Raw genomic sequence first — 17,988 nt, forward strand, 5'->3', positions numbered from 1 at the left:
GTTCTCCCTTTACAGAACCCTAATAAATTCCTATAATGAGGTTTATCTTCTTAATCACAACTTGTTCTATCGGAATTTAATCATTTAACTCGGGGGGATTATGTTGAAAAAGGGTATTATTTTACTTAGCAGTCTACTTCTGGCGAGCTCTACCTTGCTGGCAGCTTGCTCTAACGGTGGATTGGAAAGCAACAACAATACTACTGCCCAAAATAATGGGGACACACAGACAACTGCTACAGCGCAGCCATTAACAAGTCTGGTAAAGGCTTCTGATATGTCCAAATTGCCGGAAGTGTCCAAAAAAAGAAACGACACCATTATTGTAGGCCTGACTGACCCGGCCGGAGTATTCACGCCGTATTTTAACCAAAGCGGCTATGACGGCAACGTCATTTCGCAGTTATGGACTCCGCTGGTTACGGTAGATGAGAAGGGACTTCCGCTGCCCAATCTGGCGAAGAGCTGGGATATTTCCAAGGATAATTTAACATATACGTTTCATCTGGTTCCCAATACCCAATTCAGCGATGGCTCACCTTTGACAGCAGAGGATGTCGCTTTTACCTGGACGTTAATCTATGACAAAGCCTATCCGGGCGATAGCCAAATCCGAAAGCTGAACATTAAAGGCGGCAAAGCCTATACGGAAGGCAAGGCACAACAAATTGATGGAATTAAGGTAATAGATCCACAGACTATTTCTGTGACATTGGAAAAGCCAAACGCGCTGGCTCTGACTATTCTCGGTGAATATGTATTGTCCAAAGCTTACTACGGCAAGGATTATAAGTTCGGACAGCTGGATTATTTTAAAAATTTGCATGGTAGCCCACTGGGGAATGGGGCATATAAGTTGGAAAAGTTCATTCCAGGGCAAGAAGTTCGTCTGGAGGCAAACGATCACTTTTTTAAAGGCAAACCGAAAACGAAACACTTCATATATAAAACAGCGGAAGGCGATGCTTGGCAATTCATCGAAACAGGGGATACCGATTTTGCTTCCTTTACCGCAACGCAAGAAAATATCGACAAGCTGAAAGGACTCGGCTTTTTGAATATTTTGCCTTATACACCGAGCACCTATGGATATTTGCAAGTCAATCTGGAAAATGAAAAGCTGAAGGATAAAAAGGTTCGTCAAGCGTTGACCTATGGATTGGATCGCAAAAGCATTTATGTTGACGCAGCACAGGGAGCAGGGGCGGTCGCCAACATTCCAGCTTCTCCTATATTCTGGTCATACACGACCGATGGAATCAATCCATACAACTATGACCCGGAGCAAGCGAAAAAGCTGCTGGATGAAGCGGGCTGGGTAGAAGGCAGTGATGGCATTCGTGAGAAAAACGGCCAGAAGCTGACCATTCACTTGCTGACCTCCAAACGTCCAGAAACAGACACCTTTATCGCGCTTGCGGCTGAAAACTATAAAGCGATTGGCGTTGACTTGCAACCGGAAATCTTTGCAGACTTTAATGCAATGGTCGCCAAAGTAGAAGGTAAAGATTATGATCTCGCCGCCTTCTCGACAGCCATGCTGACAGACCCATCTGATGGAATCGAGCCGTTCGTCAATGGTGAAATCAAGGGATATAACAATCCGAAGCTCAAAGAGCTCTATGAAAAAGGTTTGGCTACGACGAATATGGAAGAGCGTAAGAAAATATATAAGGAATTATATGTACTGCTAAATGATGAACTACCCGTTATTTTCACCAACTACAAGAAGACTGTATATGCTTACAATGGTCGAATGGAACATGTAAAGGTCAGCCCATTCATTGGTTTGTCTGGTAATCTGTTCGAGTGGTCCCTTAAATAAGCCACCTTTGCGGGCCCCTTGTGAAGAACTTCAGGTTCGGATCAAGGGGTCTGCCAAATGGAGGACGCGTAATGAGTAGCCCGACCATGAATTGAAAGGAGTCTGTCATGAGCTCGTTTTTAACGAAAAGACTGACGTACATGATTATTATTTTGTTGGCCGCTTCGATGATGATTTTTTTTCTGTATGCCATGACACCGGGAGATTTCATTAGCGGTAATCTGAAGCTGTCGCCGGAGAGAAAAGCGGAGCTGAGGGAAATTTACGGGTTGAATAAGCCTATTCTTGAGCGCTACGGAAACTGGCTAGGCAATGCGCTGCATGGTAATTTCGGCTATTCGCTCGCTCAACAGAAACCGGTGCTAACCTTATTTAATGAATATATCTGGAATTCATTCTTGTTGGCCATTGTATCCACCTTCCTGACCTGGCTGATTGCAGTTATTATTGGTGTGGTTGCTGCTTACAAGCAGTATTCATGGTTCGATACGCTGGTCATGGTGGTGATTTTTGCCGCGATGTCTGTTCCCTCTTTTTTTATCGGACTGTATCTGATCAAAATTGCGGCGGTCGATCTGAAATGGCTGCCACCGGGCGGGATGCTCAATACGGGCAGTAACGCTACAGGCATGGAGTATGTGAAGGAGGTTCTCCAGCATATGACCTTGCCGGTGATCGTGATGACACTACTGGGTTTGGGTTCGCTGACCCGCTACTTCCGTAGCAATATGATCGACGTGATCCAGCAGGATTATATCCGCACAGCTCGTGCAAAGGGCTTAAAGGAAAGAAAGGTGCTTTTTACACACGCATTGAGAAATGCATTATTGCCTGCCATTACGCTCGTTGGCTTTGAATTGCCTGCGTTGTTTGGCGGATCTCTGATTATCGAAAAGATTTTTAACTGGCCCGGGATCGGTCAGCTGTACATGCTATCCTTTTCGCTTAGGGATTATCCGCTGCTGATGGGCTTCACGATGCTGATTGCCATATTGAGCGTGATCGGGACGCTGTTATCCGATATTTTGTATCGCATTGCTGACCCGCGTGTAAAAGTGTAAGAAGGAGGCTATGGAATGTCATCCGTGAGCAGTAATTTGAGCAAGAGCAACGGCAGAATGCGATTAAATGCCAAATCTTCAATGTGGCAGCAAGCGCTCCGGCAGCTGTTCAGAAACAAGCTTGCTATGGCTGGGCTGCTCGTCGTGGTATTTATGTTTTTGCTCTGTTTTATCGGTCCGTTATTTTCTCCTTATTCCGATAACAAAACGAACATATTAATAATGAACAAGGCGCCGAATATCCATCACTGGCTAGGAACAGACAAGCTGGGACGGGATGTGCTGACACGTGTGATGCAGGCAGGTCAAATTTCTCTTACTGTGGGTTTGGCTTCTATGGTGTTGTCTGTCTTTTTAGGAGCAACGCTGGGGGTTATATCCGCCTATTTTCGTGGAATTGCGGATCAAATCATTATGCGCATTGCCGATTTGCTGCTGACTATACCCAGTTTGCCATTGCTATTTATTATGGGTGCGCTGTTATCTGACTGGAAGGTTCCGCCTGATCAACGGATGTATATCGTCATGTTGATGCTGAGTCTGGTCAACTGGCCGGGGATTGCACGGATGGTGAGAGGTCAGATGCTTAGTTTGCGAGAACGTGAATTTATGCAGGCAGCGACGGTACTAGGACTATCGAATCGCCGAAAGCTTTTTAAGCATCTGCTGCCGAATATTTTGCCATTGTTGATCGTTATCGCTACATTGAACATTGGCGGAGCCATCCTGAGTGAATCTGTACTCAGCTTCTTTGGTCTTGGCGTGTTGCCCACGACACCGACTTGGGGCAATATGATTGATGCCGCCAACAATGTACTGGATTTTCAGCAACGACCTTGGTTGTGGATACCACCAGGCCTGTCTATTTTTGCAACAGTCATCGCTATTAATATTTTTGGTGACGGGCTGCGGGATGTACTCGACCCGAAACATAAGAGGTAGGTGATCATGCACCATGGACAATTTACTTTCCATTGAACATTTAAGCACTCATTTTTATACAGAAGAAGGAACGGTCAAAGCGGTGGATGATATCAGCTTTCGCGTGAAGCCGGGGGAGACGGTATGCATTGTCGGTGAATCGGGCTGCGGCAAAAGTATTACCGCCATGTCGATCATGGACCTGATTCAGAGTCCCGGTGGTAAAGTGGCAGGTGGAAGTATCCGTTTTGAGGAAACCGATCTGCTAGAGCTTAGTAGAAATGAGATGCGCACGATTCGCGGACATGAAATCTCCATGATTTTTCAGGAGCCGATGTCTTCATTAAATCCGGTGATGACCATTGGTGAACAACTGTCTGAGCCACTGATTGAGCACTTAAAGATGGGCCGAAAGCAAGCTCGCAAGCGGGCGCTAGAGCTGATTGAACAGGTCGGCATATCCCGACCGGAGCAGATTTTAAAAAGCTACCCCCATGAACTGAGTGGAGGGATGCTGCAGCGCATTATGATTGCTATTGCTGTTTCTTGCGGACCCAAGCTGCTTATTGCGGATGAGCCGACCACGGCACTGGATGTAACAATTCAGGCACAGATTCTCGACATGCTGCGTGAATTTAAAGCCCAATCCAATATGTCGCTCATGCTAATCACCCATGATCTGGGTGTTGTTGCGGAGATGGCCGATTATGTAATCGTGATGTATGCGGGCAAGATCGTCGAGGAAGGAGAAGTCGTGCAGCTATTCAATCACCCCAAGCATCCCTATACACAGGGGTTGCTCAAGTCCAAACCGGTGCTTAATCAGCGCCAAAAGGAGCTGTATTCCATCCCCGGACAGGTACCTAATCCACTGGAGCTGACGACTTCCTGTCATTTTCATGACCGCTGCGGGCATTGCATGGACATTTGTCGTGTAAAGGAGCCTACATTAAAAGAAGTTTCAGCTCAGCAGAAAGCATCCTGCTGGTTGTATGAGGAGGCGGTTGTTCATGGCTGAGCCGTTGTTGGAAATAGACCGTTTAAAAACATACTTCCCGGTGAAGTCCGGTTTTATGAATCGTATTACAGGGCACGTGCGGGCAGTAGACGATATAAGCTTTACGATCCGTCAGGGTGAAACCTTCGGTCTGGTGGGGGAATCGGGGAGCGGTAAAAGCACGGTGGGCCGCACAATTGTCAGATTGACGGATAAAACAGATGGTACCGTAAAATACAAAGGGGTGGATCTCCACAGCTTGTCGGCCAAAGGGATGCAGGAACTTCGTCCTAAAATTCAGCTGATCTTTCAAGACCCGTACAGCTCGCTGAATCCGCGTGTACGGATCGGAGATGCCATTGGTGAGGCGCTGCTCGACCACGGTATAGCTACCAAAGAGGAGGTCCGGCAGATCGTGCTGGACGTACTTAAGCTGTGCGGATTGTCGGAATATCATATCGACCGTTTCCCGCATGAATTTTCGGGAGGTCAGCGTCAACGGATTGGCATTGCCCGCGCGCTGGCGCTTCAACCGGATCTGATCATCGCTGATGAGCCGGTGTCGGCGCTGGATGTGTCCATACAGGCGCAGATTATTAACCTTTTTGCCAAATTGCAGGCCGAGCGGGGTCTGACATATTTGTTCATCTCCCACGATTTGAGCGTAGTTGAACATTTATGTTCTCGTATTGGCGTGATGTACCTAGGCTCTATGGTCGAAACAGCTTCGCGTGACGAGTTATTCGGCAATCCGCTGCATCCGTATACGAAGGCGTTGCTGTCGGCTGTGCCTATACCAGTGCCGAAGCTAAAAAGAGAACGTATTTTGCTCAAAGGGGATATTCCAAGTCCGGTGAATCCGCCTTCGGGCTGCAAGTTTCATACGCGCTGCCCCTTTGCAATCGACCGCTGTTCTCAAGAGATTCCATTCTATCGTGAAGCTCGCCCAGATCACTGGGTGGCTTGCCATTTGGCTGAATGAACGAAGTTAACTCAGCAAGTTTTGTGCCGTTGTCACGGCAGACCGTTCACCGCAATGAAACGGTTCTGCTAGAGCAACGGCTTTTTGCTGTATAGTGTTTTGAAATGTTTGAGTTGACAATCTACTTGAAGCAGAGGTATATTAAACATTAATCGTAATTATTACTATTAAAACGCAAAAGCATGTCCACATTTGTGTCCTTCCGTCCCGCGATCGCGATGGGGAACCTTTATGATTGGCATATATAACAAGGAGGAGCTTTACATGGCCAAGAAGTCGAAAATCGTAAAAGAGAAGAAACGTCAGGAAATTGTAGCGAAATATGCGGATTTGAGACGTGAATTAAAAGCAAAAGGGGACTATGAAGCTTTGCAAAAGCTTCCTCGGGACTCATCCCCAACCCGCTTGAAAAACCGTTGCGAGCTGACAGGCAGACCGAGAGGATACCTGCGCAAATTCAAGCTGTCCCGAATTGCGTTCCGCGAGCTGGCCCATAAAGGCCAAATTCCAGGTATTACGAAATCTAGCTGGTAATTTAGAAACCGATTAATTGTTTGTATGTTTATCTGATAGCAGGTTGTAACGAGAATGCTTCATGCCAGTAGGGTGGCGTGGAGCATTCTTTTTCGAAGGAATATATTATCATTTGTATTGATTCTCCTCAGTTGGTTAGGTAGAATATGGACGGGTTAAAAATAATACATAACAAGCGATTACATAATGTGGATATGTAAGATTATGTATACCTCAGGAGGAGCTACAAGATGGAAGTGAAACAGAGAGAGGACTCCTTTTGGAGTATGGTCAAAAAAGGAAATAAATCTTCAGGCTCGGCAGCGTTGGGTAATACCGGCATTGCCCTGATTAAGGGGATTGCTTTTGCCTTGACAGGCAGTGGCTCTATGTTTGCTACGATGATGCATTCCATTGCGGATGCAGTGAACCAAATGTTTGTATTTGCGGGCAGTGTATTGGCAGAGAAAAAACCTACGAAACGGTTTCCTACTGGCTTTGGACGGGTAATTAATCTTTTTTGTATGGTTGCTGTTATTGTCGTAACGATTATGGCCTACGAAACTGCATTGGAAGGAATTCATTTGCTACAGCATCCGGCTGAATCTGCACAAGGATTTTGGATTAATGTAGTGGTGCTGGTTTTGTCATTGGCGGTTGACGGATTTGTATGGAGCAAAGCGATGAAAGAAGTGCTGCATGAATCCAGAGTGGAAGCGAAGGGGCTAAGTATTTTTACTTCTGCCTTTCGTCATGTGGGACGTGCTGCGCCACCAACCCGTTTGGTATTCTATGAGGATTTGGTTGCAACGACAGGTGGGGTACTCGCCCTGCTAGCTGTAGTGGTCACATCGCTGACAGATTTTAAGTTGCTGGACGGAATTTCGAGTATTCTCATCGGCTGTCTGATGGTCGGTGTAGCGTTCCGGGTCGGTTATGACAACATGGTGGGCTTGATTGGTGTATCAGCACCTCCCGATATCGAAGAACGTGTGGCTTCCATTATCCTGGCAGATACACATGTGACCGATATTTCTCAAATGCGTATTTTGCAGGAGGGGCGTTACTATCACGTCGAAGGGGTAATTGAGCTTACTTCGGGCATGACGCTGGCCGATGCTGATGATATCAAATTTAGAGTCGAGGATGCTCTGCTGCGTGATCCTAATATTTCAGATGCCGCATTGGGGATTCTAGAGGATGACGGGATTAGAAACTGGAAACAAGAGAAGCCTAAAGCTTAGAAAAACGGACCAAAGCGAAACTGGACGGAGCTTAAGAATGTAAATAAGAACCTTCATGACCACGACAACGTGGCGTGGAGGTTCTTTTATATTTTTCCAATTGTATTCCTACCCCTTTGAATTTAGGCTGATTGTTAGATACAATGAAAGCGTTAACAAAAAGAGGGTGAAACGAATGCTTCTCATGGGGAGGAAATGCGAATGAGTCTTCTGAAGGAGGCTTGGCCTGCTTCGCGGCTCGTCAACGCGCTGGCTGGCGGAGTGCAGGGTTCAGCAAGACAACGGTTAAGGAGCAATTGGACCCAAAGGCTACGGGCAACTGTCGATAAACCGGCATTCGCCGAGATTTGGAAGGACATCGAACGCATCTGCAATGATGTTCGGGAAGCGCCTTGGCCTGAACTACCATTGTCTCTGTTCCGGCAATTTGCTAATACAGGGGAGCGCAAGCCGTATGAGGATGTATACTTCGAACGGCGCGGACGACTAGTTGCTATCGTGCTGGCAGCTGTTGCCGATCCGGTGCCTCGGAAGATGAAAGAGGTGGAAAGCGGACTGCTGGACATATGCAGCGAGTACACTTGGGCGCTTCCTGCACATGTCAACGAAGAGGACACTGTAACACCGCCTTGGCAGCAGGTGGATTTATTCGCGTCCGAAACAGCGCAAATGCTGGTTGAAATTTTATTGCTGCTTGGAGAAAAGCTGGCTGATCACGTAGTCGTTCAGGTGCACAAAGAGGTTGAGCGCCGTGTACTGGAACCTGTTTTTTGGCAGCCTCATCATTATGATTGGGAAACGGCAGAGCATAACTGGTCGGCAGTATGCGCTTCGGGTTGCGGAATTGCTGCATTGCTGCTGGCAAAAGACGACTTTTCCAAAGCGGTAGCCATCGAGCGTATGCTGGGCGCACTGGATTGTTTTTTGGCAGGCTACAGAGAGGACGGGGGATGTCCCGAAGGCGTAGGTTATTGGGTGTATGGCTTTGGGTACTTTATATATTTTGCCGATATGCTGCGTGAGTTTACCGAGGGAGCTGTGGATATTTTGAACTCGGAAAAGGTAAGGCAAATCGCAGCCTTCGCAGAACGGGTCCATTTGTCGGACGGTATTTTCGCTAATTATTCAGATAGTAGTGAAACTGAACGGTTACCTTCCGGACTCATCTCCTATGTGAATTTTTTGCAAGGACGTCCATCTACACTCCCTTTTCGCGTACCTGGTTTGTTAGAAGATCCGTGTCGCCGCTGGGCTCATGTATTGCGTAACCTAGTCTGGACGAACCCCTTGGTGTATGGATGCGGAGAAGCCGTAATCGATTATTTGCCGCAACTCGGCTGGTTGATGTGCCGTAGCCTCAGATCTAGTCATCATGGATCTGGGGGGCAGCAGGATCATTCAGATGCCGTACTTGCTTTTTCAGCCAAGGGTGGGCATAACAATGAGCCGCACAATCATAATGATCTTGGACATTTCATTCTTCATGGCGGCGGCGAAAATCTACTCTGTGATCTGGGAGCAGGCTTGTACACGAAAGCCTATTTTTCGCCCGGACGGGAGTCGATTATCAATATTTCCTCCAGCGGCCATTCCGTGCCTATCATCAATGGGACCACACAGAAATCCGGAGCAAAGGCAAGGGCGGTTGTGCTGGATGTTGCTATGGATGAGCAGGAGGGAGCACAGACAGTCACAAGCTTTAAGCTCGACTTGACATCTGCTTATGCTGTTGATGAAATGGCTGTTTTCACCCGTTCCTTTACCTGGAGTGTACTGGAGGGAAACGAGGGAGCAAGGCTTACTGTCACAGATCATTTTGAGTTTGAAACGTCTAGTATGAACGTGAAGCCGTGGGATGTGGAGGAGCTTTTGATCAGCTGTATCCAGCCTAATACAGGAGCAGGCTTCGTGGAATGGAAAGGAACGAATGCAGTGGTTAGGCTAAATTATGATGCTGGCGCGCTGAGGCAGAGGCTGGAGGCTGTGAAGCATATAGATCATGACGGAGTGCCCTTTGTATTTTATAAGACATCACTGCAACTGGATTCCAATCGCTGGAACGGCTCAGCAAGTGTCGATTGCAATCTATTTTTTACCATACATCAATCTTCATGTTGAATGGGAGGCATACAGAATGAATAAGCTTCAAACAGGCAGCGTATACCCTTGGCAGACGGAACTGGAGAGATTTATACAACAGGTGGAAAGCGCACCAAATCGAGAAAATGATGGATGGACACACGAACGTAAGCTGGCTGTGCTGGAAAAGCTGGTTCGTGCATATGCCTTGTATCAAGATGAAAACGGAGCTATCATTGACCCTCATTCTGAAAGTGAACGGTATTACTCCACCCCATCCTATGCGTTGAGTGCGGCTGTGCTGGTCAAAGAAGGCCGGCATGAATTACTCGAATCTGCTGCTGCGGCCTTGACGCATAGCATAGCCTGTGTAGTGGACGAAAAAGCGCCAGATCATCACCCGGACTTTTTTCCAATTATGATGATGGGGGCGTATCGTATCCTTAAAAATCTGCTGCCAGAGCAAGCCACGGCTTGGAAGCAGCAGTTGAACAGGATTCAACCTGAGCAGACTTACATTTTTACGATGAGCAAAATGAAAAATCCAAACCGGATGATCAACTGGAACGCGATCATGATTTCCGGCGAGTTTTTGCGTGCCACTGAAGGGATTGCAGCCGACTCTGAGTGGATGGAGACGTATATCCGCAACTACCATTTACCTCGCTTTACCAGTTTGGGGCTGTATCAAGATGGTCCGCTGGATAGGCCCAATAGCCCATTCGCCTACGATATTGTCACACGGTTTCATCTGGGCGTGATGCTGGAGAGCGGATATAATGGCGGCTGTGCTCTCGAAGTGCGTGACTACCTTCGCAGAGGTGCACTTAGCTCATTGCTGACTTTATCCCCACATGGGGAAATTCCTCCGCGTGGAAGAAGCGCGCAGCACCAATGGAACGAAGCGGCTGCGGCTTTTGTTTTTACAACACATGCTCAGCAGGCGTATACAGCAGGCGAGCATGGGCTTGCAGGTGCATTTCGACGGGCAGCAGATCTATGCTGGCAATCCATTAGCCGATGGCAGACCGATGATGGCAAGCTGCATATCGTTCGCAACCATTATTCGTCTGAGGCACGCCATGGCTTTGAGGTGTACTCGAATCATACCTGCTACAGTCTGTGGACGGCAGCGGTGCTGGCCCATACCCTCCTACATGGGAAGGAGATTGATCGTATTCCTCCGACCTCTATCCCGGCGGAGATCGGCAGTCGGGTGTTGGCAACGGACGGCTGGTTTCAGACCGTCATTGCAGCTGTAGACGGGCAGCAAATGCTTGTGCAGACCTCAATCAACGATCCGTACAATATTCCGGGCATCGTACGTATTCAACGTTCTGCGCTGCCGTCTCTGATCGGCCCATCCTCAGCAGGACACGCAGATCGCGGCTTTACGGGTTTCGCGGAGGGAGATATTTTCCCGCTGAGCTATACACCAGCCTGGCAAACCGAAGACGGAAAATGGCACAGCTTGTCAGAAGGAATCCCCGGTACATTGGAATTCGATCGTGATGGAGGGATTGATCCGCAGGATGGCGGAGGAAACGTACAGATGGAGCGCAGCTCAGCGTCTGATGGAGAGACAGATTTCACTCTGCTGTGGGAAGGTCCATTCCCGGGGGTGAGGGAAATCCGAACGCATTATCGTCAGGTGCCCGGCAAAATTGAAGTGTCGTATGAGCTTCAAGGCAATATTCAAAATGTGGGGGCACTTATTCCATTAATGGCGTATGACGGTCGGGAACGAAGTGTGATTCATCATGTGATGGCAGCCGGGGAGGAAACTGAAAGCATTCGAGTAGAATATGCGGGCGCAAGCCTTGAAGTTATCCCCACGACGGAAGGAACAAACGTCGTATGGCCGGATGAATTGACTGCCGTAGCCTGCCGAAATGGTTTACTTAAGGGAGCGCGTCTAGAGTGTGGCGGCAGTCGCATTTCCTTTATCATTCGGTTACCTGAATAGATAGTTCGGGAGCCATAGTTATCTTCAATCATGTGGAAAGGGAGAGGGAAAAAAGAATGATAAAATCAGAAGCGTGGCTGGAGCAATCGTGGGAGCTGGCATTGGATAAAACGCTTGCCTTGGCGGCAAGACTGGGGGACGCCTTTCCACATGTTGCAGAGGGTGGACGTTATGATAATCGTGAGGAAGCGTGGTGGACAGCAGGCTTTTATCCGGGACTGCTATGGCTGGCCCATCGGGCACGTCCTGATTGGGAGTCTGCCAAAATTGCACAACGGTGTGAGGCCCGGTTGGAAAAAATACTCTATAATAGCGAAGCTGTAGACCATGATCTCGGTTTTATTTGGCTGCTCAGCGGTGTGGCCGCCCATCGGTTGACTGGAGATTCAGAGTCCAGAAGACGGGGGTTATTGGCTGCTAATTTGCTGGCTGCCCGTTTTAACGTAAATGGCCGCTTTATTCGCGCGTGGAACTTCCACTCGAAGGATATGGATACACGGGGTGTTGCGATTATAGACAGTATGATGAATTTACCCTTGCTCTATTGGGCCTCGGAGGAAAGTGGAGATCCACGCTTTGCGGCCCTCGCTGTCCAGCATGCAGATACCGTGGCACGTGAGTTCGTTCGTTCGGACGGCTCCATTGCGCATGTGGTTGAGTTCGATCCGGAGATTGGAAAAAAGGTCGCTGAGCATGGCGGACAGGGATTTGCTCCCGGTTCCGCCTGGGCACGTGGCACGTCTTGGGCTTTGTACGGTTTTACGCTTTCGTATGGATACACACGCGATCCGCGTTATTTAAAGGTGGCCGAGAACACGGCTGACTTTTTCCTGTCCCAGTTGGGCGATGCTTGCCTGCCTGTATGGGACTTTAGAGCAGAAGAAGGACACCGCGAAGCATGGGATTCGTCAGCTGCGGCCATTGCAGCTAGCGGTTTGCTGGAACTAGCAAAATATTCGGCACGTGCTGAGCAATTTACAAAAGCTGCAGAATCCATCCTTCAGGGTTTGCATCATACGTGTACGGCATGGGGCGAAGAACATGAGGGATTGCTGATGAACGGAACCGTACATTATCCTGAGCAAAAACACATCAATGTGCCCATCATCTACGGCGATTATTTCTTTGTCGAAGCATTGGCAAAGCTGCGTGGTGAGGAAGGTTTGTTTAGTGTGGAGGGCAAAAAATATAGTAAGTAAGATGGTCAGGAACAAGCTCATTCGAGCTGAGTTGTTGCTTGTCAAATCGATATAATAAATAGTGAGGCAGCGTATGTGTAAACTCATTTACACATACGCTGTTTTTTTATGCGTGAAAAGGCTGATTTTAATTCGATGCCAAAGTACTACGTGTAGGTAGATAAGAGACTGTAGCAGCGCTTATTTCGTGCCTAATCAGAGTAAAATCACGGTATATAAGCTCTTAAATCCTATAAAAATGTCCATTTTAATGCATGGAAATAGGTCTTTTCACTTGTTTATGAGTGTTTATTCGTAAATTGACAATTCAGGGAGGTGGCCGTATGATATCTCCTTGGGTAAAGGAATAAAATGGATTTTAACGAATGCAAAGGAGTTATACATCATTATGACAGTAACAAGTGATAGTGTAAGAAAGATTTACGGAGGATTTTGGGTGAGAACGGCAGCGTTTGTGATTGATCTGATCATCCTTACTGCCATAATCCTTTCAATAGGGGGAGCAATTTACATCATCCCAGATATTTTGGGTATAAAGGAGACGGTGTTCATACAAGTACTGCTTATGTGGTGGCCGCTAATCTTTTGGCTCATGGTGCCATGGCTGTACTGTGTATTATGGGAGTCGTCGAAGGTAAGAGCAACACCAGGTAAGCTTGTGTTCTCTCTAGTTGTTGTAGATAAGGAAGGAAAGCGTCTTGGATTCTTACATGCCTCAGGGCGTTACTGGATTAAAGCCATTTCTTTTGTGATTTTACGTCTTATTTACATTGTGGTCGCTTTTACTGCGAAAAAACAGGGAGTCCACGATCTTTGTGCCAGCACTTTAGTTGTAAATAAAAAAGAGTTGCAGCGACATGAACAGCAATCGTCCTTGCCTCCAGTTAGCTTCTAATATGATGAATTAAGGAAATCGCCGTTGCAGAAGATGGGACTATTATGTAATATAAAGTGAATGATAATGATTATCATTTTCTATGAAAATACATAACTTGGAGGATACATCATATGCAACATATAAAAATATTGCCTCGATGCCCCGTGCTGACGAGTGTACTGCTCATTATAGCCATTGTACTTTCAGCTTGTAGCTCACAAGAAAATGATGCCCCAACTTCCCGTACAGCAGGACAGGCTGCAAACAGCACGGAGCAAAAGGAAACGGCATCTACAACGCCGACCACCCGGGAATATACAGACTTTCAAAAACGTAAAGTCACGATTCCGGTAAATCCGCAGAAAATTGTTTATGTAGGCAGTGATCCAGGGGATTTGCTTGCCTTGGGTGTACGTCCAGCAGGTGCGAGTCTGAGTGTCATTCAGTCACAAATAGTGTACGCAGACCTTACCAAGGATATTATCGATATAGGCTACCCGGTGAATCTGGAAAAGCTGACGATGCTGAAACCAGACCTTATTCTTTTCGATAATTGGGATGTAAAGACGATTGACACGTTAGCTAAAATTGCACCTACCGTGGTTCTTAATTCCGAATTGGCAACTTTTGAACGTATGCAGGAGCTAGGTAAACTTCTTGGGAAAACTAAAGAGGCAGATCGGTTTAAAACCTTATATGACGAGAAGGCCAAACAAATGAAGGCCAAGCTGGATGTTGACATTAAGCCGGGAGAGACAGCAACAGTGCTGTTAGTTATGGGGGATAACCTGTATGTTATGGGACATCAGGGTATATCCGTGTCGTTGTATGATATGCTCGGTTTTATACCAGCTTCCAAGGTACAGACAGACTTGATTGATAAAAAAGAGCGCTTTGCTACCATTTCTAACGAGGTACTTCCTTCATTTATCGGGGATGAACTCTTTATTCTGTCGGATCAGAGTGAAGAAACAATTGCAACGACCAGAAACCTGATGAATAGTGAAGTGTGGAAAACGATTCCTGCCGTTCAGAATAAACGGATTTATACGCTTGACAGCTCGTGGAATTTTGATGATGCCATTACGAGAGAACGATTGCTGGAACAAATTCCAGATTTGATGAAGCAAAAGTAAACAAGGAACCAGCCAGTGCCTGAAAGCATTTGCTGGTTTCTTTGTTTTTTTATTATGGCAGTGTAACGTCCTCACAAACAAACCCCTCGACGTCCTATCTTTTATAGAATTTCATGAAAAATAAAAAATGTAAGTTATTCTTACAGTTTACATGTTCTTTTTAGCTTGTTTTGCGTTATAATGAAAGGATGCACATTATGAACGAATTGGAGGCACAGCCCGATTGACTACTTACCCTTTTGCCTTTGATCCGTCCAAGCCGTTTATTGAGCAGGCAAGTGACTGGATTGCAGATGTATTTTACGAAGTTTTGCCTGAAGTCGGCTTTGAGGTTCGGGATGAACAAATTTATATGGCATTCCAGCTGGAACGTGCCTATAAGGAAAAAAAGACCATTTTTGCAGAAGCAGGTGTAGGCACTGGCAAAACGCTGGTATACCTGCTGTACGCTATTGCATATGCCAGATACATGAGAAAACCGGCGATTATCGCCTGTGCGGATGAATCATTGATTGAACAACTGGTGAAGCCAGAAGGAGATATCGCCAAGCTGGCACGGCACTTAAGCTTGACGATTGATGCTCGATTGGGGAAGTCACCGGATCAATATATTTGCCTGAACAAGCTGGATGAGGGGCGAAGCGGACTGGATGAGGACGCAGATGTTTTCCGCGATATTTATCAGGGTCTGCCTGATTTTGTTCATTTTCCAGATACGTTACAGTCCTTCACTCCATACGGGAATCGGAAAGAGTATCCCGAGCTAACAGATGGACAGTGGAGCAGACTGGGATGGGATGTATTTCAAGACTGTCTCGTTTGTCATCAGCGCCATCGTTGCGGACAGACGTTGTCTCGTGATCATTACCGCAAAGCGGCAGATTTGGTCATCTGCTCTCACGACTTTTACATGGAGCATGTATGGACCTACGAAGCGAGAAAGCGCGAGGGTCAACTGCCGTTGTTGCCAGAGCACAGCTCTGTTGTTTTTGATGAAGGGCATTTGCTGGAGACAGCAGCACAAAATGCGCTTACTTACAAGCTTAAGCACACTCAATTTGAGTCTATTATTACCCGACTGCTAGAGGGGGAAGTGCGGGAATCTCTGGCTATGACGATCGAGGATGCAATCTCCCAAAGCGAGGCATTGTTCGCCGCGCTCAATAAGAACAGTCAGCCAGTACAGGGGTCTAATCGCAAGGAGTTTATCCTGAATGAATCGTTGATTCGGGAGGTGAACCGTTTTGGTGAACTGATCGGCACGATCGAGGAAGAGCTTGTGTTTGAAAGCGGGTTATTCTCTCTGGATGAGTATCAAGTCAAAATTGTAGAAGAACATTTGGAAATGATTCAAACTGCTTTGGCTTTGTTTAAGCGTCCTGAACTTCTCATCTCGTGGGTGACGGAGGACCAGGATGGATTAACGCTTGTGGTTATGCCGAAGATGGTAAAAGAGATTCTCAAAGAACGAGTATTTGCGCAGCATATTCCAATCGTATTCTCTTCGGCTACACTTTCCGTGGAGGGTTCATTTGACTATATGGCGCAGAGTCTGGGTATTGAAAACCCGTTAACGTTTTCCGTCGCTTCACCTTATGACTACAGTGATCAGATGCAAGCGGCATTGTACCCGTTGCAAGCGGGACATAATCCAATCCAGAGAGCGCTGACGCTACTGAAGAAATCGCAGGGAAGAGCGCTTATCCTGTTTCCTTCTCAGGAGGAACTGACTGCCTTCCAAAGGGGACTCGCTGCTTACCCAGAGGCATCTGCCTATCGTTTTCTGTATGAAGGTTCGGCTGAAATCAGCCATCTGATCTCCGCTTTTCAGAATGATGTGGAGAGTGTGTTGTGCGCTGTTACATTATGGGAAGGATTGGACATCCCTGGACCATCCCTGTCACATGTTATCATCTGGTCGCTGCCATTTCCTCCGAACGATCCGGTTTTTACGGCTTTGCGCAAGGATGCAGCAGATCCGTTCAATGAGATAGATATGCCTCACATGGCACTTAGGCTCCGACAGGGCATAGGGCGTTTAATCCGCTCGCGTAATGATCAGGGCTGGATCTCGATCATGGGTCACGATTTGAATCGTCCAGAAGTACGCACACAAGTTGAACAACTACTGCCTGCGGGCGTAGAATGCACCGTAATTGAAGGAAAACCGGAGGGAATAAAAACATGTTGAATTTTACAGCATATACAGTAGATCAAATTAAAGATGCTTTTGGTATTTTGAGTGGACAGCGTTATGAATTTATCATTGAGATAGAGGTAGAGGAAGACGACGAGCTATACACTGAAAACGGAATATATATCCGTGCTCTTTATTTAGTAGACGAAGGAAAGACAGGACTGCTGAAGTATGAATTATTTGAAAAAGCAACGGATCGTTACATCGAGCTTGAACTTGAAGAGGATGAGCTGCAAGCAGTTGAAAACTTCTGTAAAGAACATGTACAGGATGGAGCAGTAAATTAACAGTAAGGGCACATAGCTAGCACAGCTATATATTGCAACCTATAATGAGGACATCAAGGAGCCTTGGCAATGACCAGGCTCCTTTTTTCTATGACCAGTGAAGTGAACCTATGTGCTCTAACGCAGTCTGTCCCACATATTCACCATAAACAGCATAATACCCGCCGCGAGTAACACCCATCCTATGACGACCCACACTCCAGCCTCTGCAATCGCGTAATTTTTACCTATAATCGCCAATATCAACATTGGCAGACTGATGTTATGTATCCAAAAATGGATACGTGCCAAAATCGTAACTGAAAGTGCAGGAAAGGCCACATAGATTAGACCTATGATCCCAAGAGTCGTCCAACCCAGGAAATGGATATGAGACTGAATAGGGGACAGGCTATAATCACCCGACACGCCAATGATTGCACTGAGCAGCGCACCGAGGGCAAAATATATGGCAGCTATCTTTAAGCATTGCTTACCCATAGCTAGCATCCTCCTATGTTAGAAAAGGGAATTTTGAGAGATTATTCTCCATCATATCGAGGCAGGATATCAAGGGTGTGGGTGTTGTGACTGGTCCATTTGACAAAAGCTTCAAATACACATAAAATCTTATTGCATCAATACTTACCGCATTACTATGTTTTTGGAGAAGACAGCGAATTTCTCCGACAATGGGCGCTAATTTTTGACCGTTGGTTTATTTT

15 protein-coding genes are annotated in these 17,988 nt (G+C 46.8%); 14 read left to right on the top strand and 1 reads right to left on the bottom strand.

Features of this window, described 5'->3' with window-relative positions:
* Positions 1-100: 100 nt before the first annotated feature.
* The 14 genes from MKX36_RS10385 (at position 101) to MKX36_RS10450 (ending at position 17,284) form a co-directional block, all read left to right on the top strand.
* Complete coding sequence (locus MKX36_RS10385) at positions 101-1,825, top strand: ABC transporter substrate-binding protein (protein ID WP_039277208.1); 1,725 nt, start codon at positions 101-103, stop codon at positions 1,823-1,825.
* Between the two features lie 107 nt (positions 1,826-1,932).
* Positions 1,933-2,886 (top strand): ABC transporter permease, encoded by a 954-nt coding sequence (locus tag MKX36_RS10390; RefSeq protein WP_016821119.1) that lies wholly within the window; start codon positions 1,933-1,935, stop codon positions 2,884-2,886.
* Positions 2,887-2,901: 15 nt separating this feature from the next.
* Positions 2,902-3,828 carry an oligopeptide ABC transporter permease gene (opp4C, locus tag MKX36_RS10395; protein ID WP_025364732.1) on the top strand — a complete coding sequence of 309 codons (927 nt, stop codon included), beginning with the start codon at positions 2,902-2,904 and terminating at the stop codon, positions 3,826-3,828.
* A gap of 13 nt (positions 3,829-3,841) precedes the next feature.
* A complete protein-coding gene (locus tag MKX36_RS10400; protein WP_340864609.1) occupies positions 3,842-4,825 on the top strand; it encodes an ABC transporter ATP-binding protein in 984 nt (327 codons plus the stop codon).
* Entirely contained in the window at positions 4,818-5,786 is a 969-nt protein-coding gene (locus tag MKX36_RS10405; protein WP_039277212.1) for an ABC transporter ATP-binding protein, read from the top strand. Before MKX36_RS10400 ends, MKX36_RS10405 begins: the two co-directional genes overlap by 8 nt.
* A 264-nt stretch (positions 5,787-6,050) precedes the next feature.
* Positions 6,051-6,320, top strand: a complete 270-nt coding sequence (gene rpsN, locus MKX36_RS10410; protein WP_017428381.1) for a 30S ribosomal protein S14 — start codon at positions 6,051-6,053, stop codon at positions 6,318-6,320.
* A gap of 230 nt (positions 6,321-6,550) precedes the next feature.
* Positions 6,551-7,543 (top strand): cation diffusion facilitator family transporter, encoded by a 993-nt coding sequence (locus MKX36_RS10415; protein ID WP_016821124.1) that lies wholly within the window; start codon positions 6,551-6,553, stop codon positions 7,541-7,543.
* Positions 7,544-7,744: 201 nt separating this feature from the next.
* Positions 7,745-9,661, top strand: a complete 1,917-nt coding sequence (locus MKX36_RS10420; protein WP_257126998.1) for a heparinase II/III-family protein — start codon at positions 7,745-7,747, stop codon at positions 9,659-9,661.
* A gap of 16 nt (positions 9,662-9,677) precedes the next feature.
* On the top strand, positions 9,678-11,588 hold the full coding sequence (locus tag MKX36_RS10425; protein ID WP_340864610.1) for a glycosyl hydrolase: 1,911 nt from the start codon (positions 9,678-9,680) through the stop codon (positions 11,586-11,588).
* Positions 11,589-11,644: 56 nt separating this feature from the next.
* Positions 11,645-12,787: a glycosyl hydrolase gene (locus MKX36_RS10430; protein WP_340864611.1), complete on the top strand. Its 1,143-nt coding sequence runs from the start codon at positions 11,645-11,647 to the stop codon at positions 12,785-12,787.
* A gap of 388 nt (positions 12,788-13,175) precedes the next feature.
* On the top strand, positions 13,176-13,682 hold the full coding sequence (locus MKX36_RS10435; RefSeq protein WP_340864612.1) for an RDD family protein: 507 nt from the start codon (positions 13,176-13,178) through the stop codon (positions 13,680-13,682).
* Positions 13,683-13,795: 113 nt separating this feature from the next.
* Positions 13,796-14,800: an ABC transporter substrate-binding protein gene (locus MKX36_RS10440; RefSeq protein WP_340864613.1), complete on the top strand. Its 1,005-nt coding sequence runs from the start codon at positions 13,796-13,798 to the stop codon at positions 14,798-14,800.
* A gap of 223 nt (positions 14,801-15,023) precedes the next feature.
* A complete protein-coding gene (locus MKX36_RS10445; protein ID WP_025364739.1) occupies positions 15,024-16,991 on the top strand; it encodes an ATP-dependent DNA helicase in 1,968 nt (655 codons plus the stop codon).
* Positions 16,985-17,284, top strand: a complete 300-nt coding sequence (locus MKX36_RS10450; RefSeq protein ID WP_019687094.1) for a DUF6509 family protein — start codon at positions 16,985-16,987, stop codon at positions 17,282-17,284. Before MKX36_RS10445 ends, MKX36_RS10450 begins: the two co-directional genes overlap by 7 nt.
* A gap of 117 nt (positions 17,285-17,401) precedes the next feature.
* Here the strand turns inward: MKX36_RS10450 and MKX36_RS10455 are convergent, their stop codons facing one another.
* Complete coding sequence (locus MKX36_RS10455) at positions 17,402-17,764, bottom strand: hypothetical protein (protein ID WP_340864614.1); 363 nt, start codon at positions 17,762-17,764, stop codon at positions 17,402-17,404.
* Positions 17,765-17,988: the final 224 nt, after the last annotated feature.

Origin of the sequence: Paenibacillus sp. FSL W8-0439 (assembly GCF_038008995.1) — a bacterium.
GTDB classification, from domain to species: Bacteria; Bacillota; Bacilli; order Paenibacillales; family Paenibacillaceae; genus Paenibacillus; species Paenibacillus polymyxa.

Excerpts from the sequence above, each read along its gene's own strand:
- MKX36_RS10385 (WP_039277208.1), top strand. The coding sequence starts at position 101 with ATGTTGAAAAAGGGTATTATTTTACTTAGCAGTCTACTTCTGGCGAGC.
- MKX36_RS10390 (WP_016821119.1), top strand. The coding sequence starts at position 1,933 with ATGAGCTCGTTTTTAACGAAAAGACTGACGTACATGATTATTATTTTG.
- opp4C (WP_025364732.1), top strand. The coding sequence starts at position 2,902 with ATGTCATCCGTGAGCAGTAATTTGAGCAAGAGCAACGGCAGAATGCGA.
- MKX36_RS10400 (WP_340864609.1), top strand. The coding sequence starts at position 3,842 with ATGGACAATTTACTTTCCATTGAACATTTAAGCACTCATTTTTATACA.
- MKX36_RS10405 (WP_039277212.1), top strand. The coding sequence starts at position 4,818 with ATGGCTGAGCCGTTGTTGGAAATAGACCGTTTAAAAACATACTTCCCG.
- rpsN (WP_017428381.1), top strand. The coding sequence starts at position 6,051 with ATGGCCAAGAAGTCGAAAATCGTAAAAGAGAAGAAACGTCAGGAAATT.
- MKX36_RS10415 (WP_016821124.1), top strand. The coding sequence starts at position 6,551 with ATGGAAGTGAAACAGAGAGAGGACTCCTTTTGGAGTATGGTCAAAAAA.
- MKX36_RS10420 (WP_257126998.1), top strand. The coding sequence starts at position 7,745 with ATGAGTCTTCTGAAGGAGGCTTGGCCTGCTTCGCGGCTCGTCAACGCG.
- MKX36_RS10425 (WP_340864610.1), top strand. The coding sequence starts at position 9,678 with ATGAATAAGCTTCAAACAGGCAGCGTATACCCTTGGCAGACGGAACTG.
- MKX36_RS10430 (WP_340864611.1), top strand. The coding sequence starts at position 11,645 with ATGATAAAATCAGAAGCGTGGCTGGAGCAATCGTGGGAGCTGGCATTG.
- MKX36_RS10435 (WP_340864612.1), top strand. The coding sequence starts at position 13,176 with ATGACAGTAACAAGTGATAGTGTAAGAAAGATTTACGGAGGATTTTGG.
- MKX36_RS10440 (WP_340864613.1), top strand. The coding sequence starts at position 13,796 with ATGCAACATATAAAAATATTGCCTCGATGCCCCGTGCTGACGAGTGTA.
- MKX36_RS10450 (WP_019687094.1), top strand. The coding sequence starts at position 16,985 with ATGTTGAATTTTACAGCATATACAGTAGATCAAATTAAAGATGCTTTT.
- MKX36_RS10455 (WP_340864614.1), bottom strand. The coding sequence starts at position 17,764 with ATGGGTAAGCAATGCTTAAAGATAGCTGCCATATATTTTGCCCTCGGT.